This window comes from Veillonella sp. R32, assembly GCF_010093125.1.
In the GTDB taxonomy this organism is placed as follows: Bacteria; Bacillota; Negativicutes; order Veillonellales; family Veillonellaceae; genus Veillonella_A.
Genome location: NZ_NMZQ01000024.1, coordinates 12770 through 34408 on the forward strand (window position 1 = coordinate 12770; position 21639 = coordinate 34408).

Below are 21639 nucleotides of genomic sequence, written 5' to 3' on the forward strand. Positions count from 1 at the left end.
AATATAAATATCTACAGTAAATAATCAGTAAAAATACTGTAAAGCTTTTAAGCTAGCTCTTTATAAGGCACCAAAGCCAATGGCAAGGGCTACTAAAATAAGTAACACCTCTGAGGATTCAATAACAAATCCATAGGTATCTCCCGTTACGCCACCTAAATGTTTAGCGATATAAGAGTTTAAAATCATATTTAATAAGATACCGCTACCAAGAAATACGGCATAATCCCAATGAAAATAGATGGCGGGTAATAAAGCGAATATTGTGGACCAAAGGAGCGTACTCTTTGGTGAATATACGGCAAAGGCCTTCCCCATGCCTTCTGGTCGCGCATAGTGGAAAAGACGAATACTTAATACTAAAGAATAGCGACTAATAATTGGCAAAAATAAGAGTAATTCCCAAAGGAATTGAGGATTAACATTGGCTAATAATTGCCATTTCAATAGCGTTAGAAATACAAAACCCACTACCCCATTGGAACCGACGCGACTATCTTTCATGATTTCTAATTTACGTTCTCGGTCACGTCCTGAAAACAGGCCATCACAAGTATCCATAAATCCATCGGCGTGAAGGCCGCCAGTAAATAAGAATTCAAAAATAACTAATAATAAAGCCAATAATTGTATAGGTAAATGATCTGCTAATAGCCAGTAAATAGCCGCCATAAAGGCACCAATGACTAGACCTACAAAAGGAAAATACACTACACTTTTGCCAAAATCATGAATATCCCATTCTGTTTGATTTACGATTTTAAGACGGGTTAAAAATTGTAAGCCAATAAAAAATGACTTCATAGTATCACCAAGATTCTAGAAATTAAGGCTGCTAATACAACCCCTAATAAAGAACAAACATACATCATACCAATTGTTTTTTGAATGTGAATACCACGCATAGGCACATCAGGATTTCCCATAAACTGCCTAAAGGTCATAGTATCCCCATATTTATTATACCCACCAAGGCGGATATGTAAGGCGCCGGCTACGGGTGCTTCCGCATAGCCTCCGTTAGGACTAGGATGTTTGGCTGCATCTCGCTTGGCAATATACCAAGCATTGCGCCAATCATGACGCAAGATAAAAGCGGACGCAATATACAATAATAACGTTATCCGTGCGGGAATCCAATTGACTACATCATCAAAACGAGCCGCCACTCTCCCAAAATATAGGTACCGTTCATTTTTATACCCTAACATGGAATCCATAGTGTTGGCAGTACGGTAAAAAAGCGCGCCTAAAGGGCCAAAGCAAGCGAAAAACAATAAGGGCGAAATAATGCCATCCACGGTATTTTCCGCCACCGTTTCAATGGTAGCACGAGTAATTTCACTTTCATCTAATTCAGTAGTGTCACGACCGACAATCCACCCCACTTTACGGCGTGCTTCGGGAAAGTCCTTAGCCCGTAATAAATGAGCGAGTTCTAGGCCTGCTTCCGCTAAAGAACGTGGACTAATGGTAATATAGACAATAATTACTTCCATAGCATAGGCTACCCAGGGATGAATGGTACCGGCAATTAGTAAGAGGCAAAAGCCAATACCCGTCACCGTTAGCAACGTTAAGCACACCGTTAAGGCACCATAAGCCATTTTTTTACGAGGCGAATCAGTGGCGCCATATAGGAGATGTTCATAGAAAGAAATGACGTTTCCAATGAGGACTACAGGATGAAAACGGCTTTTAGGATCTCCTAAGAGGCAGTCTAATAGAAAGGCCCATAAAGGAATAAAGAAATGAGCATTTTGCACAAACCATTCCATTAGGCTTGTTCCTCTAATAAGGTATCAATGTAGTCCATGTCTAAATGTTGTTCCACAATATCTGCTAAGCAGTTATAAGCAGCATCTTTATGTTCAAAATAATGGAACACTTCACCTAGCGGTGCTAAACCTTTTTTAGTGCGCAAAGCATTGATTAATTGACGACGAAGACTATCATTGTCTAAAATGCCATGAATATACGTCCCCATCACTTGCCCTGTTTCATCAGTAAAACCATCCATTACCTGTACTGGTTTTTCACTGCGGGAGGTAATATTAAAGCATTCAGCTACAGCACCTACACCATGGGTATCCCCCATATGAATTTCATAACCTCGTAAATTTTCACCACTATACTTCATACCTAAGAAAGGTAAATTCTTAGTATTAAAACTTACTTGATGCGTCATTTTGGTGCCTGTCATAGTAGTTTCTGTAGGCAATAAACCAAGACCCGCTAATTCAGGAATATCCCCCTCAACACCATCTGGATCATGTAGTTTTTCACCTAACATCTGATAGCCACCACATACGCCAAGTACCGGTGTTCCCTTAGCGACTAAGGCTTTAATATCCTTATCATACCCACGATCTTGTAAATATTTTAAATCCGCTAACGTATTCTTAGAGCCTGGTAAAATGATTAAATCGGGCTCCCCAATCGCATCACCTGGTTTAACAAAACGAACCGCTACATCTGGTTCATATGCTAAGGCATCAAAGTCTGTAAAATTAGAAATTTTAGGAGTTTGCATAACAGCAATTGTAATATCACGATTAATAGTAGTATGCTTACTTTCGAGGGCTACCGAATCTTCTTCGTCAATGTCAAGATTTTCAATGGCAGGAATAACACCGACTACTTTGCGACCGGTTCGTTCTTCAATGAAGTCGAGCGCTGGTTTTAATAAATTAATATCGCCTCGGAATTTATTGATTACAATCCCTTTCACTAAATCTCGTTCTTCTGGTTCTAATAATTCCAGTGTACCTACAATAGAGGCAATGGCACCACCACGATCAATATCAGCAATTAGCATTACAGGACAGTTTGTCAATTTGGCTACCCGCATGTTTACAATATCATTCGCTTTTAAATTGACTTCCGCAGGACTTCCAGCCCCTTCAATGACAATCATATCAAAATTATGGTCTAAGAATTGAAGACTTTCTTTTACTTTATCCAGAGCAGTTAAGGAATATTGGGTGTGATATTCTTTAGCACTGAATACGCCTACTGGTTTTCCCATAAGTACTACTTGGGAGGATTGATTGCCAGTTGGTTTTAAAAGGACCGGATTCATTTGCACAATTGGATCTATACCAGCCGCTTCTGCTTGAGCTACTTGGGCACGCCCAATTTCATCGCCCCAACGAGTTACATAGGAGTTTAAGGCCATATTTTGCGCTTTAAATGGCACTGTTTTTAAGCCTCTACGATAAAAAATACGGCACAATGCCGTAGTCAAAATACTTTTTCCTACATTTGAACTCGTTCCTTGAAACATAATTTTCTTAGCCATTATATATGAACCTCCTTGGATTTTAGCTCTGTCGTAATACCACTAATGGTAAAATACACTTCATCAGCATTCTTAGCCACGGCTTGATTGAGTAAACCCGCTATATCGCGGAAAAATCGAGCCATTCGATTTTCCGGTACGATTCCTAAGCCCAATTCATTAGTAACAAAGACCACTGTTTTTTGCGCTTCACGACTTTGTGAAAGGATTAATTCTAACTGACCTACTAAGGCTGTTGCTATTTCATTACATGCTGCTTGGGTGTGAGGCTCGTTTTTTAGCATGGCATTGGTAGCATACATAGTTAAACAGTCTACCAAAATGACATCGCATTGTTCTAAAACCTTTGGCCATGAAGCGGCTAGATCATAAGGAATTTCAAAGTTTTGCCACATCGCACCACGACGAGCTTTATGCTTTGCTACACGATCTTCCATTTCATCGTCAAAAATTTGACTCGTTGCTACATACCCTTTCGTGCCTGGTAATGATAACACTAGTTGTTCGGCAAACTCACTTTTACCACTGCGTGCACCACCAGTACAAAGTATGATCTTACTTGTATTGTTCGTCATGAACCGCTATACACTCCCTACTGTTAATTTAATTGACACTACTTGCATTTAGTGCCCCTATAAGTATACAATAATTCCATATCAATACCCATATCTCCCATTATACACCGTTTCGGCCATCTAGGGGGAATAAAAAAGGAGTGTTTATTTTATGGAAATGAAAAATTTTTATGTTAAATTAATGGCTACATTATGGGAAAATACCTATCGCGCGGTTGTTACCGATCAAAATGAACAGTATGCCGCTACAGCCCGTGTGATTGTGAATATTCCCTTACCACCAGAAGCCTTACCACCTAATGCCCCATCGGTAGAACCACAATTATTAGTCCTCGTAGAAGATGGCACTATTGAACCAGAAGACTTAATCGAATTTGAAACCATTTTAGCGGCTAAAATTCGTGAAAAATTCCAATATGAGATTAGTATTGTATTCTTCTACTATCCAAGTCCCGAAGATGTATTAAATACAGGCACGATTGACCAATAAAAGAAAGCTATGTTACGCGAATCACTCGGTAACATAGCTTTTTTTATTGGGTGACCGTATTCCGTATTCACGCGTCAAGCAAGTATGAAGTTACTGCCACTTCACCTACGTGAACACAAAGAATACATAGCGATGGCCTATTAAAGTTCAAACTCTGCACGAGCTAACATGTAGCAACAATCAGACAAACGATTTAAATAACGAATGTTTACTTCGTGAATCGCTTCACCAGATTCTGCAGCACGCAATAAAGCTCGTTCGGCACGACGGGTTACCGTACGGCATTGATGTAATAAGGCGGAACTTTTTTTATCACCAGGTACAATAAATTTAGTGAGTGGTTCCATCTTAGCATCATAGCTATCGATAATTTTTTCTAAATTTTCAATATGGGCATCCGTAATGGTAGGCTCTTGACCTAAGCTAGCTACGTCAGCCATTAACTGCCATAACTCTTTTTGAATGCCATAAATCACTTGTTGAATATCCTCGTGTTCAGAGAAGGCACGGGCAACCCCAAGTACTGCTTGGAGTTCATCAATCGTACCATACGCTTCTACGCGAAGGGAGGCTTTAGAAAGTCGTTCCCCTGTGTATAAAGAAGTAGAACCTTTATCACCTGTTTTAGTGTATACCTTTGCGTTCATACTATCACCTCTAGTAATATAAAAAATTAAAATTCAGGGAACCATAAAGCGACTTCCCGTTTAGCTGTATCTACCGCATCGGAGGCATGAACAACATTTTCATTAATTGCTAAGCCATAGTCGCCACGAATGGAACCAGGATTCGCTTTTAACGGATCCGTAGCCCCATTTAATTGACGCACCGCAGCTACTGCATTTTCCCCACTTAACACCATCGCTAAGACAGGGCCTGAGGTAATGAAATCAATTAATTCTTGGAAAAACGGTTTATCCTTATGCTCAGCATAATGTTCCGCCGCTAATTCACACGGTACTTGCATTAATTTTAAGGCACTAATTGTTAAGCCTTTGCGCTCATAGCGAGCTAAAATTTCACCACAAAGTTTCTTCTTCACTCCATCAGGTTTTACCAGTACTAACGTGTGTTCCATAATTACCTCCTAGCGCATACGCGCAGCTAATTCTTTTAACTTTTCAATACGAGATGCTGTACTTGGATGAGTACTAAATAAAGAACTAGTAAAGTCCTTTACATTGCTTAATGGATTGATAATAAACATATGAGCTGTTGTACCAACTTGAGCTTCACTCGTTGGCAAAGCACCATATTTGGAATAATAGTCGATTTTGCCTAGGGCCGACGCTAACGATAAAGGTTTACCACTCATTTCAGCGCCCCCTTCATCAGCCAAATATTCGCGTGACCGTGAAATGGCCATTTGAATTAAAGCGGCTGCAATAGGTGCTAAAATAATGGTAGCCAACATGGCAATGGGATTGCCCCCTTCGCGATCGTCACTGCGACCAAAGATAGCAAAGAACTGCATCATATTAGCAATCATAGTAATGACGCCAGCAATACTTGCTGCAATGGTACTAATTAAAGTATCACGATGTTTAATGTGGGTCAATTCATGAGCCAATACACCTTCAATTTCATCATCAGTCAAAAGCTCCATAATGCCAGTCGTTACGGCTACCGCACCATGCTCTGGATTGCGGCCTGTAGCAAAGGCATTAGGCACTTTTGAATCAATAATATACACTTTAGGCATTGGCAAATTACCTCGTTTCGCAAGGCCTGCTACCATATTGTACAAATCGGGATTGTCCGTCGCCGATACTTGACGGGCATTGTACATGCTGAGGACAATCTTATCACTATTCCAATAACTGAACAAGTTCATCCCCATAGAAATAATAAACATCGTTAGAAGACCAGTCTTGCCAGCGACTAACTGTCCGATTACCATTAATAAACCAGTCATCAATGCCAGTAAAACAGCTGTCTTTACATTATTCATAGTTTTTGTGTGCCTCTTTCTTAAATGTATACTTCATACGTACATGGTCGGAACGACAAGATTTGAACTTGCGACCTCTACCACCCCAAGGTAGCGCTCTACCAAGCTGAGCTACGTCCCGATGAATAGTATTATATCAACAATTTTGAAAAATATCTATTCACACTATAATTATATAGTAATTGCCTACTTTTGGCAATTTGTAGCTAAGCTGTCACATATTGGGCGCCTGTAGTATCCGCTTCTAATACATAGGCATGACAAGCAATACCGGCTTCATTAAATACGTTGGCCATAGCCACTTTTACGTCTTCAGCGACCTTACGTGGGCAATAAGCTATCAAGGTAGAACCAGAGCCGCTAATAGTAGCGCCATAGGCCCCTTTTGTTAACGCAGCGTTGAAAACGTCTTCACAATGAGGTATTAAGGTTTTACGATATGGCACATGAAGGGTATCTTCAAGGGCAATCCGTAAATAATCTAGCTTGTGTTGCAATAAAGCTGTTACCAATAAAGTGGCATGGCTAACATTCGTTACCGCATCTTTATGCGTAATTGTCTTAGGTAAAACACTGCGGGCATACTCTGTCGCGACCGTAACTTCCGGTACCACAACGGCAAATACTAATTCTTCAGGCAAGTTTACAGTTGTATATAATAAACCACTGGCATGATTAACGGCACACACCAAATTGCCTAATAAAGCGGGTGCTACATTGTCAGGATGACCTTCAATGGAATTGGCTAAGAGTAATAACTCATGGGTGCTTAAGGGCGTTTCAAGGGTTTTATTAGCTAATAAGAGACCTGCTACAATGGCCGTAGAGCTACTACCTAAGCCACGGGAAGGTGGAATGGCAGCCTCACTATGAATAGCTCCATACACAGGTGTTGCCTTAGCGGTTTTAAATACTTGCTCCATAGCAAAACCTACTAAATTATGACTTTGATCTTCCTTAGCTAATAATTCAGCATCAAAACCTGCAAACGTATAGGTATTAGCTGACGCTGCTTGATCAGGTGTAAAGGTAAAGGTATTATATAACTCCAAAGCAAGGCCTAAAGAATCAAAACCAGGGCCACAGTTTGCGCTAGTAGCCGGTACTTTTACAATAATTGGCTCCATAATTCCCTCCTAGTCTGCCATGATTGGAATTACGCTACCTACTTCACGAACAACGCGCAAATTATTAAACGCGTTGATAACATTCACGATATAAGACCGTGGACAAGAAGACGTTACAATAGCAATGGTAGACGTCGTTTCACTTTCATTGCGTTGCGTCACCGCCTGTACGGAAATACGTTGTTCCGCTAGCTTAGTGGCTACTTTAGCTAATACGCCCGTAGAGTTATCTACTAAAATGCGAATATAATAAGAAGATTCAATTTTGCCAGACGCATAAAGATTCTTTTCTGAGAAGTAGAACGGTTGTAGTGCCCCTAAATGCTGAGTGCGAATATTTTTAGCCACTTCCATAATATCCCCTACAATCGAGCTACCTGTTGGCAAGCTGCCAGCGCCTCGTCCGTAAAACATAGCATCATCGATACCATTACCCTTTACATAGAGCGCATTATAGGAGCCCCGTACAGAGGCTAAGGGATGATTACTCGAAATGAACGATGGATGTACATTTAAGGACAAACCTTTTTTAGTTTCTTTAGCAATCCCTAATAATTTGATGGTATAACCAAATTCTTTGCCAAAAGCAATATCGGTGGCATCGATTTTAGTAATCCCTTCTACCGACACATCTTCAAAGAAAATACGACGATTAAAAGCAATGGATGATAGAATGGCTAATTTACGGGCTGCATCTAGGCCTTCCACATCAGCCGTTGGATCTGCTTCAGCATATCCTAAAGCTTGGGCTTCTGCCAATACTTCTTGATAGCCAGCGCCTTTTTCTGTCATATTCGACAAAATAAAGTTAGTGGTGCCATTTAAAATACCCACAATTTCAGTAATACGATTACCAGCTAAAGATTCATATAATGTACGGATAATAGGAATGCCGCCCAATACACTGGCTTCATAGCGTAAATCAACTTCATGTTTAGCTGCTAAGTCAAGTAAATAAGGGCCTGCCTCTGCCAATAAATCTTTATTAGCAGTTACTACACTTTTGCCATTAGCTAACGCTTTTTCCACACATTCACGAGCAAAAGTTGTGCCCCCCATAACCTCTACGACGATTTGAATGGTCGGATCATTGAATACATCCGCTACATTTTCTACAAAACTTGTGCCCTCCGGCAAAGCTATGTGACTATATTTTTCTTTGTTCCGTACATAAATTTTACTAACTTGAATAGGCACACCAGCACGATTAGCAATTAAATCACCGTTTTTGACCAGCAATTCAAAAGTGCCTTGTCCTACCGTACCAAAGCCTAATAAGGCTACTTTAATTGGTTCCATACTATCCCTCTCTCTTATAGGAGTGCCCCGGCCTATGAGTATAAGTCGGGGCTATACCTTATTTTTAATTAATGGTAATCAATACAAACTATCTGCTAAAAGTGAGGTCAAATTAAATTAGGCTTGACCCCAAAAATTGAACGCAAATTAAGCTTGACCTAAAATTTCTACGCGTAAAATACCACGAATTGAACGGATATTATTTAAGCAATCTTCTAATGAAGTAGATAAATCTTTAGTTTCAAAAGCAATCGTTACATTAGCAATACCTTGTAAAGGAATATCTTGGTTAATAGTCAAAATACTGCCATTACTTTCTGCAATAGTACGTAAAATGCTAGATAACATACCTGCTTCATTAGACATAGAAATGGTAATAGATACGATTTTACCTTGAGCAATTTCATAGAATGGGAATACATAATCTTTATATTTATAGTAAGCAGAACGACTTAAATCCATGCGTTCTACTGCTTCATTAATCGTTTTAGCTTCCCCGAGTTTTAAAATTTCTTTTACTTTAATTGTCTTTTTAATTGCTTCTGGAAGAATGTCTTCTTGTACCAAATAAAATTTGTCTTTCTTTAACTTAGCCAATGTTCTTACCTCCATTTTCTCCTTCAACTGCCGCTGCGCCAGCTACGAATTGACGGCCATAGAGTGTAAAGACGGAATACATGCCAATGAAAAATGGCAAATATTCAGCCACTACACGCCAGCCCACTGCAACGATGCCAACGGTCCCTACAGGCAGGAATGAAGTAAACAAATAAATAAATAACCCCTCTGCTACGCCGGTACCACCTGGTGTAGGCGCAAAATACAGAATTAAATTTAACAATATCATACGACTGAGGACTTCCACAATCGGTATATCCCAGGTAAAAGCGCACATCAGTGCTGGTGCAATGGCATACAAAGCCAATAAACTAAGGCCTGATTCCACGAATACTAACAGAGATTGAAACGGTTTGGCATATAATAATGAAAACCCTTCATTAAGTTCTGTCAATTTGGCTAACCATGCTTTTGGATTCCCTTGCTGTAAACGTTCGGCCATTACATAAACAAAGCGCTTCATTAGATTTGTACGTAGTACATAAAGCCCTACAATAGTACAAATAACTAAAAATAAGGAAATCTCTAGCAATGCTTCGCGACTGATATACGGAATTGTAATGGAACTGTGTAGGAAAATTAACGGTAACATTACAATTAAAAACAAAATAGAAAATACAGTACGAATTAGTACAATAGGAGCCCCTTTCATAACAGGCACACCATAACTTTTTAGAATGAGCACTTGCGCAACCGCACCCCCACTAGCACCAGGTGTTAACATGGCCATGAAATAATTGCCAAAGATAACACGCAGGATAGCGATGATTGGTAAATCATAGCCCCCAATATGGACTAGCCGTTGTAAGCGTAAACCATCAAAGTACATCCCTACGGCTAAGGCTAATAAAGCTAGCAATAAGGAACTAAGATTAAACGTTTCTAACGTAGCTAGCGCTTCTAAATCAATAGTAAAGTAAATGGTAAGACCTGAAATAACTACCAGTACTAAGCCTAAAATAAGGCTCCGTTTTAACACTTTGCTCATTCACACTCACCATAATTAACTAGCTGGATTTGGTGGAACTTAATAAACTGTTTTACTGGTTCTGCACACATTGCGGCTAATTCGCCTTCCCAATGGTAATTCCAATGGAATAATGAATTAAGAAGTCTATCATTATTACCTGGATGCGTCATAATTTCATGACTGCCTCTCGTAGTGGCTATACGATGAAGAATTTCCATTAAACGTTCTTCTGTTAATTGACCACCACTCATCATCCCCCAAAAATAACGAGGTGACCAAATCCCCATTTTACTGGATAAAGTATAAGCCTTGTCCGCTACCTCGGCTAAGCCTACCTTACCAGCAAAGCGCCCCCATTGAGTAATGCCATTACGGAAGAAACGGTCTTCTGCGGGAATGCGCATTTTTTTAATACCGTATCTACGCAATAACGTTACCATGATTGGCGTAATTTGTGGTAATACATGGAGATGTTGATGCCCATCGGCATGGGTTATGGACAAACCAGTGGAAACAACTTTTTCAAACTGTTTGTCTAACTCTTTGTACACTTCTTCGAAATTAATTTGTCCCATCACTGCTTTTTTTACAAATTCAGGATAGGAAGTGAGAAAGCGCCCATTCTCTAACAAAGTAGGTACTTCCGCTGGGTCACATAGAGGTTTTAGACCACCTACTAAGGCTGTATGTACACCAATGCCGAGTTGAGGCATATTTTTAGCAAGCCCTACAGCTTGATCAAAAGCCTCCCCATTAGCTAATAAGGATGTACTTGTAATAATCCCCTCAGTATGCCCTTTAATGATACCTTCGTTGACGGCTTCATGTAAGCCAAAATCGTCGGCATTAACTATTAATCGAATCATACGCACCTTCTATTCTTTTAATCCTTGTTCATATAAAGAGGATATATGTTATTTTAACATATGTCTATTGGTAGTGTATAGTGTTATTTTGTGAATATACCCATAATTTTAAGAATAATTGTAAAATTAATACAACCTATAATCACAAATCTTGTTTTAGTACTTGCCAAATTCGCTGTTGTAACTCTTTTAGCGGTATTTGTAAAGCCTTAGAAGCCTTATAAAGGTCTTCGTATTCTAAAGACGTATTAACTAAGCGCCCTTTATAATAGGCTCGTTTAACATGAATTTGTTGCCCTTCATAAGTTAGCTCACTAAATTGACGATCACAAATTTCACGTTGCACCGGAAAATAACGAAACCCAATGGTCGTTGTATTTTGAAAAATAATATCACTAAGCTTTGTCAATTGATTCTGAGCCGTAAGGATACTTAGCAAAATGGCAGGTCGTCCTTTTTTCATAATAATAGGTGTAAGCCAAGCATCATTAGCACCTGCTTCTAATAAGGTATCCAATAAAGGGCCGTAAAACTCTGGATTCATATTATCAATATTAGCTTCAATTTGTATTAAATCAGCTTCCATAACGCCTCCTTAGAACGATGCACGCTATAACTGTTTTTATTATATAATCAAAAAATAACCAGCGCTAGTTGTCAATGAAATTTTAATAAAGAGTTAGCTAGCATTTAAAAATTTGTTAACTTTCACTCTGTTAAAATTATTAACTATCGTTGACTATTAATAACATGCGCTAAGCGTCCAGCCCCAAAGCCATTATCAATATTCACTACTCCTACACCGGCAGCACAGGAATTGAGCATGGATAATAAAGCGGCTAAGCCCTTGAAATTGGCGCCATAGCCCACACTAGTAGGTACAGCAATAATAGGCTTAGTCACTAAGCCTCCTACAACACTGGCTAAGGCCCCTTCCATACCGGCTACTACAATGACTACATTTGCTGCTTGAATATCACTTAACCGATGAAATAAGCGATGAATACCAGCAACGCCTACATCGTAAATACGTTTTACGTCATTCCCCATTAACTCTGCCGTTAAAGCCGCTTCTTCAGCTACAGGAATATCACTAGTACCAGCTGTAACTACGGCAATCGGGCGGTTTTCATTGCGCAAAGTCCAATCACTGCGCCGATAGAGAATACGACTCGTAGCATCGTATTGTAAATCAGGGATGCTTGGTTGTAAGGCTGTAAAAATACTTTCACGGCCTCGTGTGCCCATATATGTTCCATAGTGAAGATTTAACTCTTTAAAAATTTCAATACATTGAGCATCTGTTTTCCCTTCGCAGTATACAACTTCAGGAAAACCTTGTCGTTTAGCCCGATCTAAGTCAATAACAGCCTCTTGCAAGTTGGACACGGTTACTTCATCACGAATCTGCTGACTCATAAGCTTATTAATACCTGCTTCACAGGCTTCAGCCGATAATTGCCCTAATTTGTAAGCCTCTAATAATTCACTAACCCTTTGACTCATGATAACCAACTCTCTCTCACGGCATACATACATAACGCACTGGCTACCGCTAAATTTAATGACTCAATAGGGCCATACATAGGAATTGTAATACGGTCTGATGCTATATCAAACCATTCATCACTAAGACCATTAGCTTCATTCCCTAATAACAATATAGTAGTCGGTGCAAACTTTACCTCTTGGATAGGCGTAGCTTCTGTTAAAGCAGTAGCATATACACTAGCCCCACTGTTTTTAATCAGCGGTAACATAAACTCTGTTGTAACAGTTTCATAAATCGGTAATTTCGTAATAGCACTCATAGTACTGCGAACCGTTTTCTCATTGTAAGGATCAACACTACCTTTGGTTAAGAATAACCCTTTCGCTCCCGCTGCTACAGCTGTACGAATGATGGTTCCTAAATTACCAGGATCTTGAATCGCATCCAATACAATATATAAGCCCCTATCTAAAGCCTGTAACGTAGGGATTTCTTTTTTTACAATAGCTACAATGCCTTGACCGTTTACGGTGCTTTCCACTGATTTTAACAGATTCTCTTTTACCTGATAGACTACGGCTCCCTGAGCAGCTGCCTGTTCAGCTACGGCATATGCTTCGCTATTTGCATCGTATACATCACTTAAAAATACAGTAACCACTAACCCTGTAGGCACCATATCGGCCACCGCTCGTAATCCTTCGGCTAAATACTCACCATATTGTTTACGATATTTCTTACGCTGTAAGGATTGCGCATATTTTAATGTCTTATTCTCTTTAGATGTAATAAGTTCCATACGCCCCTCCACTATAGTAATGAATACCGCACAGCAAATTGTGGCATTGCATGTGCGGTATTTGATAAATACGCTAAGCTCTTTTGACAGAAACCGTACGCTCTATAATCTTAATTTATTATATCACAACTGACCGTGCTTCCCAAAGAGCAAAGAAAGAACCTTTTTGCGCAATTAACGATTCATACTTACCAGATTCTACAATCTCGCCTTGTTTAATCAAATAAATCTGATTAGCACTACGAATTGTTGATAAACGATGAGCTATACTAATAATTGTTTTTTCACCGCGAATCGTTTCAATCGATTGTTGAATCAATTGTTCTGTATGACTATCAATGTGAGCCGTTGCTTCATCAAATATCAAAACTTGGCGATCACGAACTAATACCCGAGCCATAGCCAGCAATTGTTTTTGCCCCGTCGATAATAAAGAGCCTAAATAGCCTACTGGCGTATCATATCCCTGTGGCAAACGCTCAATCATAGTATGTAAATGAGCCTTTTTAGCTGCTGTAATTAAAGCCTCTTCAGGTATGGTCTCATCATAAAGCGATAAGTTTTCACGAATAGTGCCTTTAAATAAATGACTATCCTGAAATACATAGCCCATGACTTCCCGTAACACTGCTGGCGCATAATTGGCGGTATCGTAGCCATTGATACGAATGGTACCTTGCGTAGGACGATAAAAGCCCATCAATAATGACATAAGCGTTGACTTGCCCCCTCCAGAAGGGCCTACAATGCCAATGAATTGCCCCCCTTCAATGGTAATAGAAATATCTTTTAAGGCATAATTAGTCGAATTATCATAGGAAAACCACACATGATCAAATTCAATGGTATGAATGGTTTTAAATTCCTCAGGAATTGTAATTGTTTCAATAGTTGTATCAGCTTCTTCATTGATGATAGGTACTAAACGTTCAGCCCCAGCTAAGGCACTTTGCAGATTATTATATTTTTCAGCAATCTCTTTTAAAGGTTGGAAGAATTTATCCATATACTGAATAAAAGCAAATACAGTCCCCGCCTCAGTTACTGAATCAAACCAATTAGTAAAACTAAAAATAGCAATAAAAATAACAAAGAGCATGCCATCTACTATGGGTCTAAAAATAGCAAAGGTTCTTACTTCAAATAAACCGGCCTGTAAAAACTCACGACTAATGCGATCATATTGCTTAGCCATAATACTTTCCCCAACATAGGACTTTATTATGACAATAAAGTTAAGCATTTCTTGCACAGAGGTATTGGAAGCAGCCAGTTTTGTACGCACGCCACGAAAGGCCTTACGAGCATACTTTTGATACACAAAAATTAACACGGCCATAAGTGGTACCAATAAAGACACGACAGCTGCCAATTTAACATTTAAAAAGAACATGGAAATTAAAATGCCTATAATCATCAAGGTACTACTGCCAAGTTTTAAAACTACATCAGTATAAAGCGTACACAAGGATTCGGTATCATTGGTAACACGAGTTACTAAATTACCAATTGGCAATTCGCCAAAGTGAGCTGGCGTACGGGCTAAAATTTTGGCAAACACTGTATTGCGAATTTCAAAGATAATCCGTTGCCCAAATTGTTGTAAGGTATAATTGTGAACAAACATAGCAACGATACTCAATGTAATTGTCAAGAAATACAAGCCTGCATATTCTAAAATAATCCCCACATCACGCTGTGGAAAGGCTGTATCAATAACCCGTTTGATAAGCATAGGTCGGATTAATTCTAGCCCTAAGGCAAAGAGTAAAAATAAAGCGGCCCAAATAAGCAAGAATTTATGAGGACTAATATACTGCCCCAAACGTCGTAACAATAAGATATCTTCATGTTTAGTAAGAGCTACTTCTTCCTGCACTGTATAGGAACTACTATGTTGCTTACTCATGAGACACCTCCTTTGCTAATGCCGCCATATCATCTTCTACCAAGGGCTCATCAATTTGCTGAGCATATAACCGGCAATATTCACCATTAAGAGCTAATAACTCTTCATGAGTTCCTTGTTCTACAATGGTGCCCTCTTTAAATACTACAATACGATTGGCCTCACGTAAGGCTTCAAGGCGCTGTGAAATAAATAATAAAGTTTGTTGGCGACCTTGACGCAAGGTTTTAATGATAGATCTAGCACTAATTGTATCGAGCGCCGAAAAACTATCATCTAATAATAAATACGGTGCATTTTTATATAGACCGCGCGCTATATTAACCCTTTGTTTTTGACCGCCTGATAAATCAGTACCACCTTCTTTAAGTCGTTTAGAGGCCGGTGCTAAGCGTTCACTTAAATCACGCGTTAACGCGGCTCTTTCAGCAGCTTCAGTTAAATCAGTAGTATGATTAGAAGCCTCACCAAAGGCAATATTTTCACCCAAGGTAGTGCCTAATAAAAATGGCTCTGGTGGCACATAAGCAATACTACGCCGCAATACTTGAAGCGGTAATTTAGTGATATCTTCATCCCCAATATATACACTATTTGCAGGTGTGTCATGGAGACGTAACAACAATTTAAACAACGTAGACTTACCCGAACCAGGTCCCCCTACTATGCCAATAAACTCGCCAGGCTGAATTGTTAAATTAACATTTTCTAACATAGGAGCCGATGTTTCAGGATATGTAAAAGATAAGTCACTAATCGTCATAGTTGTCAGTGGTAACTCACGAGTATCTTCCGTTAATTGTTCTTCCTCAATCATAAGAAAATCATAAATTCTATCTAAAGAGGCTAAGCCTTTTTGCAATACCGATAGTAGCGAGCCTATACCCATAATAGGGCCAATAATTAAACTTAAGTACCCATTAACGGCTACGAAATCCCCTACAGAAATTTCATTGGCAATAATTAATCGTCCACATACAAAAATAGCTATGGCGTGACACATAAAAGGCGCTACAAAGGTCAACGGTGCTAAAATAGCATCTAATAAGGCTACACGCATATTCTTCTCGTAATTAATCTTATTAATATTTTTGAAACGCCATAAACTACGCATTTCACGATTAAAGGCACGAATAACGGGCATGCCTAAGAATAGTTCTTGAGCAAACTCAGTTAAATCGCTATATGTATTTTGCGCTTCCTTCTGACGCTGGCGCATGCGACGACTTACATAGAGCATGCCAAATAAAATAAATGGCATCGGTAAAAGTGTTATTACCGTTAACGAAACGCTAATTTCTTTGGCCATTAAGAAAAAAGAGCAAATGCCAAAGAAAATAGCATCTACTAAAATCATCACACCTAGCCCTAAGGATACACGCAGTGAAGTTACGTCATTCGTCATCAAGGCCATAACCTTACCGGGGCCATTCTTTTCGTAATAAGCCGTCGGTATATAAAGGGCATGATCAAACAATCGGCGCCGTAAAAGAAACTCAAAACGTCGAATAGACCCTAATAATAAATGGCGCGACCCAAATTTAAGGACCGTAATGGTAATACCTAATATAAAAAAGTACCCTATATAGGTAGTAAGGCCTTCCTTACCATAATATAAGGTGTTAATGGCTTCCCCAGTAAGTCTTGGTACATAGAGGAATAAAATATTAATCGTTATCAATAGAAGGATCCCTAACAAATAGACGGGTCCATATCCTTTGAAAAACTGTGAAAAAATAGTAAGTTTTTTCATTATGTATATCTCCAGTTGTCATTCAGATATTTTTTGTATCTCTTAAGTTTACATTTTATGTTTCTATTGTATCATATAAAGTATAACATCGAAAATTATCAATTTTTATTTTACTTATGCAAAACACCATGATATACTTAATAGTGTCAAGTGAGTGTACAATACACTCGCTATTAAGAACAGAAATGAAATTTTGAAATTAATCTTTAGGAGGTTATTTATTATGGAAAAACGTACTGGCGTAATCACTTTCGCAGGTAATCCAATGACTTTAGTAGGTAAAGAAGTAAAAGTTGGTGAAGCAGCTCCTAACTTTACTGTTTTAGATAATGGTTTAGCAGCTAAAACTTTGAAAGATTTCGAAGGCAAAGTAAAAATTATCTCTGTTGTTCCTTCCCTTGATACTGGCGTTTGTGACGCTCAGACTCGTTGGTTCAACAAAGAAGCTACTGAACTTTCCAACGATGTAGTAGTATTGACTATCTCCATGGACCTTCCTTTCGCTCAGAAACGTTGGTGCGGTGCTGCTGGTGTTGAAAATGTAGTAACACTTTCTGACCACAAAGATGCTAGCTTTGGTGAAGCGTATGGCTTCTTAATTGAAGAACTTCGCTTGTTAACTCGTGGTATTGTTGTTATCGGCAAAGACGACAAAGTAGCCTATGTTGAATATGTACCAGAAGTAACACAAGCTGTAAACTTTGACGCTGCTGTAGCTGCTGTTAAAAAATTAATCTAATCTAAGTATATTAGTTATCCCTGCTCTACTATAGGATTTCCTTCTTATAGTAGACATGATGATATGTACGCCAAAAGGGGCTGTAGCAAACGCTACAGCCCCCTTTTTATACTAATTTTATGTAACTAAAAAGTATTTAAGATAATCTAAAATCTTTTAAAAATCATAATAAGTCAATAGTTGTTGAATAGCATAGATATCAAAGGCATCTAAATCTCCTATTTTAGATTTAAAATCTTTTTCTTTTAATTTTAATGGTTGACTTAATCGAACAGTTGAAGGTCTTTCTAAACCAGCTTCATTCCATTTCATTAAATCAAACTCACCATTAAAATGTTTCCTAGGCCCATGGCTAGTTACCTTTAGTGATAAAATATAGGCTTGATTATTTTCTAAGACAATAACTGGACGCGTTTTAACTTGACTAGAATCTTCAAATTTAACCAACGCCCACCAGACTTCCCATTCATTCGGCATAGTCCATATCCTTTGGTAAGATGAGTACGTCATCTATAGTATCTCTATGCCCTATAAATTGGGATTTAGCAAATACAGGTTTAAAGTCTTCAACTATGTTTTTATCTTTAAAATAAGATTTAATTGCTTCATTAGCAATAATTTCATGTTTATTAAATTTATAAGATTTGCTCCATGGTCCATCAGATTCATGACTCATTTTAACTAGCGCAGACGTAGAAATAGCATTATACGTACGAAGTACATCAATAAGAAATAATTGCTCTTTACGATTTAATTTACTTCTATCAAATGGTTCACTTTGTATTCCATTTCTTCCAAAGTGTTTATATGTTTCATAAACTTCTGGCAAAACCGGTCCAAATTGCCAAGCTTCAAAAGATTCCTCTATAAGAGGATAACCTAGTTTTTTAAAGCTAGCTGCTTGTGCGAAATATAGTAATTTATTAAGTCGTAAATTAGTCATAAGATCTTCGTTAGGATTATTGTTAACTAATTCAATAAAAAATTTAGCAACGTCAATTGCTTTAGCCATAGAAATACACCACCTTTCGTTAGAATATATATACTATTTATTAATTTCAACTTTATTATACTCGTTCTCACTCATTTAGTAAATCCATATTAAAAAGGCTGTAACTTAAACTAATGCTTCTGTTACAGCCTTTTTATATACTTATTTAACAAATACCTCTGTTTTGCTCATTACATCAAAGCGTAATTGCTCTTCGTCAATTGTCAATAATTCACGGTCTTTCATAACTACTTTCCCGGCAACGATAGTAGTCTGTACGTCTGAGGAATTAGCGGCATACACTAAAGAAGCCACATCATTATAACGTGGTAACCAGTGCATCCCCGTTACGTCATACAAACAAATATCAGCGCGGTAGCCTTCTTTAATTAGCCCTAAATCGTGATAATCTAGCACTTTAGCCGCTTCTACCGTGCCTAACGCTAAGGCAGTATGAGCCGGAATAGCTTTTGGATTAAAATGAGTTGCTTTATGCAAGGTAGCTGCTAAGCGTACTTCTTCTAACATATCAGCATTATTATTACTAGCAGAACCATCTGTGCCCAGACCAACGGTAAGCCCTTTAGCTAACATGGCGGGTACATCGGCAATGCCACTAGCTAATTTAAGATTCGATTGTGGATTATGAGCTACACGAACGTTTTTAGCTTTCATAATATCTAAATCTTCATCAGTTAAATGAACACCATGAGCTGCTACACAGCCAGTATCGAATACACCTAAGTCATTGAAATGAGCAATTGGCGTTTTACCAGTGGCCTTTATTACATTCTCTACTTCCCCTTTTGTCTCACAAAGGTGAATATGAATTTGAGCACCCATATCATGACTTAAAGCCATGACTTTACGCATATAATCATCAGGACACGTATACGGTGCATGAGGTCCTAACATAACCTTAATGCGATCATGGTCAAAACCATGCCAGTGTTCAAACAATTCACGACTTTCCACAAGAGCTTGCTCGGCCGTTGGTGCCACCCCAGCCATACCACGAGCCAACACAGCACGAATGCCTGTTTCTTTTACTACCTTAGCTGTATCTTCCATGAAGAAATACATGTCGCTAAAACAAGTAGTGCCACTGCGGAACATTTCAGCAATGCCTAGGCGGGTGCCTACTTCTACTAAATCATTAGTTAATTTAGCTTCGGCTGGCCAAATGGCATTTTGCAACCAATCCATTAACTCAAGATCATCAGCATAATTACGAAATAACCCCATAGCAATATGAGTATGTGTATTCACTAAACCTGGAGCAGCTACTCGCCCATTTCCATCAAGAATATACGCTGCATTACCACATTCCTTCGTAATGAGTTCTTGTCCAAATGGCGTTTTACTTTCTGCTTCCGTCAAAATTTTATCGATATACCCCTCTTTAATAATCAAAGTTACATTGCGTAACATGTCTTTGCCAGATTCGGCAGATTCTCCCGTAATACAATCAATATTGCGAATTACAATGTCAGCCATGGTGTCTCCTTATTGTACTTTATGTAAATAATCATATTGTTCTTGTGTTAAGGCATCAATGTCATAGCCCATAGAATGAAGTTTTACCTTAGCAATGCGTTCATCTAATTCATGAGGCAAAATATGAACCGTGCTTTCCATTGTAGTACCATGATCAAGTAAGTATTCAGCAGCTAAGGCCTGCATAGCAAAGGATAAGTCCATAATTTCAGCAGGATGACCATCACCGGCTGCTAAGTTGACAAGACGACCACCAGCTAATAAGTATAAAGTACGACCATCAGCTAAAGTATAGCCTTCAATATTTTTGCGTACATTTTTGTGAGATACAGCTACCTCTGCCAATTCAACGCCATTTACTTCACAATCAAAATGGCCTGCATTACACATAATAGCTTTATCTTTCATGACTTCATAGTGTTCTTTGCGAATTACATCTTTGCAGCCTGTTACGGTAATGAAAATATCACCAATAGGGGCAGCTTCAATCATAGGCATGACTTTGAAACCATCAAATACAGCTTCAATCGCTTTGATAGGATCTACTTCGGTAACAATTACATGGGCACCTAGACCTTTGGCCCGCATTGCTACCCCTTTACCGCACCAGCCATAACCTGCAACCACAACATTTTTACCAGTTACGGTTAAATTAGTGGTGCGCATAATGCCATCCCATACGGATTGGCCCGTACCATATCGATTATCAAAGAGATATTTACAGTACGAATCATTAACTGCAATCATAGGGAACGTCAACTTATGTTCATTGGCTAACGCATGTAAACGATGTACGCCTGTAGTTGTTTCTTCAGAACCGCCAATTAAACGTTCTTTAGCATCAGTACGAGTCGTGTGCAATAAGTTAACAAGGTCACCACCGTCATCAATAATAATGTGAGGTTTATGATCCAATGCTTTATTTAAGAACATAAAGTATTCTTCTTCAGTGCAATCATGCCAAGCATATACGGTAAGCCCCATATCAACTAAAGCAGCTGCTACATCATCTTGCGTGGATAAAGGATTAGATCCGGTTACAATAACATCGGCGCCCGCTTCTTTTAAAACAGTGGATAGATAAGCCGTTTTAGCTTCCAAATGAACACTAACAACTACCGTTTTACCTTCAAATTTATGACTTGCTTTAAATTCTTCACGCAAACTATTAAGGGCAGGCATAAAGTTAGATACCCATTCAATTTTTTTGCGACCTTCTGGTGCTAACTTTATGTCTCTAATTAATGATTCCATGGTAAACC

At 38.7% G+C, this 21639-nt stretch carries 23 protein-coding genes and 1 tRNA gene; 2 read left to right on the forward strand and 22 right to left on the reverse strand.

Going from position 1 to position 21639, the window contains the following annotated elements:
* Positions 1–60 precede the first annotated feature (60 nt).
* Genes cobS through cobU form a run of 4 tightly spaced genes read right to left on the reverse strand, consistent with a single transcriptional unit; the run spans position 61 to position 3876 of the window.
* Entirely contained in the window at positions 61–804 is a 744-nt protein-coding gene (cobS, locus tag VER_RS05765; RefSeq protein WP_162099924.1) for an adenosylcobinamide-GDP ribazoletransferase, read from the reverse strand.
* Positions 801–1778, reverse strand: a complete 978-nt coding sequence (cbiB, locus tag VER_RS05770) for an adenosylcobinamide-phosphate synthase CbiB (RefSeq protein ID WP_162099925.1) — start codon at positions 1776–1778, stop codon at positions 801–803. Before cbiB ends, cobS begins: the two co-directional genes overlap by 4 nt.
* Entirely contained in the window at positions 1778–3301 is a 1524-nt protein-coding gene (locus VER_RS05775; protein WP_162099926.1) for a cobyric acid synthase, read from the reverse strand. Before VER_RS05775 ends, cbiB begins: the two co-directional genes overlap by 1 nt.
* Entirely contained in the window at positions 3301–3876 is a 576-nt protein-coding gene (gene cobU / locus VER_RS05780) for a bifunctional adenosylcobinamide kinase/adenosylcobinamide-phosphate guanylyltransferase (protein ID WP_162099927.1), read from the reverse strand. The genes VER_RS05775 and cobU overlap by 1 nt, the downstream gene beginning before the upstream one ends.
* Positions 3877–4027: 151 nt before the next feature.
* Between cobU and VER_RS05785 the strand changes: the two genes are divergently transcribed.
* Positions 4028–4366, forward strand: coding sequence for a hypothetical protein (locus VER_RS05785; protein WP_162099928.1), 339 nt, complete (start codon positions 4028–4030; stop codon positions 4364–4366).
* A 140-nt stretch (positions 4367–4506) separates the two neighbouring features.
* Here the strand turns inward: VER_RS05785 and VER_RS05790 are convergent, their stop codons facing one another.
* The 14 genes from VER_RS05790 to VER_RS05855 all read right to left on the reverse strand — a co-directional run bounded on the left by VER_RS05790 (position 4507) and on the right by VER_RS05855 (position 17150).
* Positions 4507–5013 carry a cob(I)yrinic acid a,c-diamide adenosyltransferase gene (locus VER_RS05790; RefSeq protein WP_162099929.1) on the reverse strand — a complete coding sequence of 169 codons (507 nt, stop codon included), beginning with the start codon at positions 5011–5013 and terminating at the stop codon, positions 4507–4509.
* A gap of 26 nt (positions 5014–5039) precedes the next feature.
* The gene (gene ndk, locus VER_RS05795; RefSeq protein WP_162099930.1) at positions 5040–5444 is read right to left on the reverse strand and encodes a nucleoside-diphosphate kinase; all 405 of its coding nucleotides are present in this window, start codon (positions 5442–5444) and stop codon (positions 5040–5042) included.
* A gap of 9 nt (positions 5445–5453) precedes the next feature.
* Positions 5454–6317, reverse strand: coding sequence for a zinc metalloprotease HtpX (gene htpX, locus VER_RS05800; protein ID WP_162099931.1), 864 nt, complete (start codon positions 6315–6317; stop codon positions 5454–5456).
* Between the two features lie 44 nt (positions 6318–6361).
* A tRNA-Pro gene (locus VER_RS05805) sits at positions 6362–6438 on the reverse strand.
* An 85-nt stretch (positions 6439–6523) separates the two neighbouring features.
* Positions 6524–7444, reverse strand: coding sequence for a homoserine kinase (gene thrB, locus VER_RS05810; RefSeq protein ID WP_162099932.1), 921 nt, complete (start codon positions 7442–7444; stop codon positions 6524–6526).
* Positions 7445–7453: 9 nt separating this feature from the next.
* Positions 7454–8743: a homoserine dehydrogenase gene (locus VER_RS05815; RefSeq protein WP_162099933.1), complete on the reverse strand. Its 1290-nt coding sequence runs from the start codon at positions 8741–8743 to the stop codon at positions 7454–7456.
* A gap of 147 nt (positions 8744–8890) precedes the next feature.
* Entirely contained in the window at positions 8891–9340 is a 450-nt protein-coding gene (locus VER_RS05820) for an ACT domain-containing protein (protein WP_162099934.1), read from the reverse strand.
* Positions 9333–10349, reverse strand: a complete 1017-nt coding sequence (locus VER_RS05825; RefSeq protein WP_162099935.1) for a lysylphosphatidylglycerol synthase transmembrane domain-containing protein — start codon at positions 10347–10349, stop codon at positions 9333–9335. The genes VER_RS05820 and VER_RS05825 overlap by 8 nt, the downstream gene beginning before the upstream one ends.
* Entirely contained in the window at positions 10346–11197 is an 852-nt protein-coding gene (locus tag VER_RS05830; RefSeq protein WP_162099936.1) for a ChbG/HpnK family deacetylase, read from the reverse strand. Before VER_RS05830 ends, VER_RS05825 begins: the two co-directional genes overlap by 4 nt.
* Before the next feature lie 142 nt (positions 11198–11339).
* Entirely contained in the window at positions 11340–11783 is a 444-nt protein-coding gene (larC, locus tag VER_RS05835) for a nickel insertion protein (RefSeq protein WP_162099937.1), read from the reverse strand.
* A gap of 143 nt (positions 11784–11926) precedes the next feature.
* Positions 11927–12703, reverse strand: coding sequence for a nickel pincer cofactor biosynthesis protein LarB (gene larB / locus VER_RS05840; protein WP_162099938.1), 777 nt, complete (start codon positions 12701–12703; stop codon positions 11927–11929).
* Entirely contained in the window at positions 12700–13488 is a 789-nt protein-coding gene (locus VER_RS05845; RefSeq protein ID WP_162099939.1) for an RNA methyltransferase, read from the reverse strand. The genes larB and VER_RS05845 overlap by 4 nt, the downstream gene beginning before the upstream one ends.
* Positions 13489–13606: 118 nt before the next feature.
* Positions 13607–15397, reverse strand: coding sequence for an ABC transporter ATP-binding protein (locus VER_RS05850; protein WP_162099940.1), 1791 nt, complete (start codon positions 15395–15397; stop codon positions 13607–13609).
* Entirely contained in the window at positions 15390–17150 is a 1761-nt protein-coding gene (locus VER_RS05855) for an ABC transporter ATP-binding protein (protein WP_162099941.1), read from the reverse strand. Before VER_RS05855 ends, VER_RS05850 begins: the two co-directional genes overlap by 8 nt.
* A gap of 223 nt (positions 17151–17373) precedes the next feature.
* Between VER_RS05855 and tpx the strand changes: the two genes are divergently transcribed.
* A complete protein-coding gene (tpx, locus tag VER_RS05860; RefSeq protein WP_162099942.1) occupies positions 17374–17889 on the forward strand; it encodes a thiol peroxidase in 516 nt (171 codons plus the stop codon).
* 156 nt (positions 17890–18045) lie between these two features.
* Here tpx and VER_RS05865 read toward each other — a convergent pair whose 3' ends face one another.
* From VER_RS05865 to VER_RS05880, 4 genes are all read right to left on the reverse strand, one after another.
* A complete protein-coding gene (locus VER_RS05865) occupies positions 18046–18366 on the reverse strand; it encodes a type II toxin-antitoxin system PemK/MazF family toxin (protein ID WP_162099943.1) in 321 nt (106 codons plus the stop codon).
* Entirely contained in the window at positions 18356–18901 is a 546-nt protein-coding gene (locus VER_RS05870) for a Panacea domain-containing protein (RefSeq protein WP_162099944.1), read from the reverse strand. The genes VER_RS05865 and VER_RS05870 overlap by 11 nt, the downstream gene beginning before the upstream one ends.
* A 141-nt stretch (positions 18902–19042) precedes the next feature.
* On the reverse strand, positions 19043–20377 hold the full coding sequence (locus VER_RS05875; RefSeq protein ID WP_162099945.1) for an amidohydrolase: 1335 nt from the start codon (positions 20375–20377) through the stop codon (positions 19043–19045).
* 9 nt (positions 20378–20386) lie between these two features.
* Entirely contained in the window at positions 20387–21631 is a 1245-nt protein-coding gene (locus tag VER_RS05880; RefSeq protein ID WP_162099946.1) for an adenosylhomocysteinase, read from the reverse strand.
* Positions 21632–21639: the final 8 nt, after the last annotated feature.

Bases quoted from the DNA above. Each gene is read 5' to 3' on its own strand.
- cobU (WP_162099927.1), bottom strand. From the start codon at position 3,876: ATGACGAACAATACAAGTAAGATCATACTTTGTACTGGTGGTGCACGC.
- cobS (WP_162099924.1), bottom strand. From the start codon at position 804: ATGAAGTCATTTTTTATTGGCTTACAATTTTTAACCCGTCTTAAAATC.
- VER_RS05775 (WP_162099926.1), bottom strand. From the start codon at position 3,301: ATGGCTAAGAAAATTATGTTTCAAGGAACGAGTTCAAATGTAGGAAAA.
- VER_RS05830 (WP_162099936.1), bottom strand. From the start codon at position 11,197: ATGATTCGATTAATAGTTAATGCCGACGATTTTGGCTTACATGAAGCC.
- ndk (WP_162099930.1), bottom strand. From the start codon at position 5,444: ATGGAACACACGTTAGTACTGGTAAAACCTGATGGAGTGAAGAAGAAA.
- VER_RS05870 (WP_162099944.1), bottom strand. From the start codon at position 18,901: ATGGCTAAAGCAATTGACGTTGCTAAATTTTTTATTGAATTAGTTAAC.
- VER_RS05850 (WP_162099940.1), bottom strand. From the start codon at position 15,397: ATGAGTAAGCAACATAGTAGTTCCTATACAGTGCAGGAAGAAGTAGCT.
- htpX (WP_162099931.1), bottom strand. From the start codon at position 6,317: ATGAATAATGTAAAGACAGCTGTTTTACTGGCATTGATGACTGGTTTA.
- VER_RS05855 (WP_162099941.1), bottom strand. From the start codon at position 17,150: ATGAAAAAACTTACTATTTTTTCACAGTTTTTCAAAGGATATGGACCC.
- VER_RS05875 (WP_162099945.1), bottom strand. From the start codon at position 20,377: ATGGCTGACATTGTAATTCGCAATATTGATTGTATTACGGGAGAATCT.
- VER_RS05845 (WP_162099939.1), bottom strand. From the start codon at position 13,488: ATGGAACTTATTACATCTAAAGAGAATAAGACATTAAAATATGCGCAA.
- VER_RS05790 (WP_162099929.1), bottom strand. From the start codon at position 5,013: ATGAACGCAAAGGTATACACTAAAACAGGTGATAAAGGTTCTACTTCT.
- cbiB (WP_162099925.1), bottom strand. From the start codon at position 1,778: ATGGAATGGTTTGTGCAAAATGCTCATTTCTTTATTCCTTTATGGGCC.
- tpx (WP_162099942.1), top strand. From the start codon at position 17,374: ATGGAAAAACGTACTGGCGTAATCACTTTCGCAGGTAATCCAATGACT.
- VER_RS05880 (WP_162099946.1), bottom strand. From the start codon at position 21,631: ATGGAATCATTAATTAGAGACATAAAGTTAGCACCAGAAGGTCGCAAA.
- VER_RS05865 (WP_162099943.1), bottom strand. From the start codon at position 18,366: ATGCCGAATGAATGGGAAGTCTGGTGGGCGTTGGTTAAATTTGAAGAT.
- larB (WP_162099938.1), bottom strand. From the start codon at position 12,703: ATGAGTCAAAGGGTTAGTGAATTATTAGAGGCTTACAAATTAGGGCAA.
- VER_RS05815 (WP_162099933.1), bottom strand. From the start codon at position 8,743: ATGGAACCAATTAAAGTAGCCTTATTAGGCTTTGGTACGGTAGGACAA.
- VER_RS05825 (WP_162099935.1), bottom strand. From the start codon at position 10,349: ATGAGCAAAGTGTTAAAACGGAGCCTTATTTTAGGCTTAGTACTGGTA.
- larC (WP_162099937.1), bottom strand. From the start codon at position 11,783: ATGGAAGCTGATTTAATACAAATTGAAGCTAATATTGATAATATGAAT.
- VER_RS05785 (WP_162099928.1), top strand. From the start codon at position 4,028: ATGGAAATGAAAAATTTTTATGTTAAATTAATGGCTACATTATGGGAA.
- thrB (WP_162099932.1), bottom strand. From the start codon at position 7,444: ATGGAGCCAATTATTGTAAAAGTACCGGCTACTAGCGCAAACTGTGGC.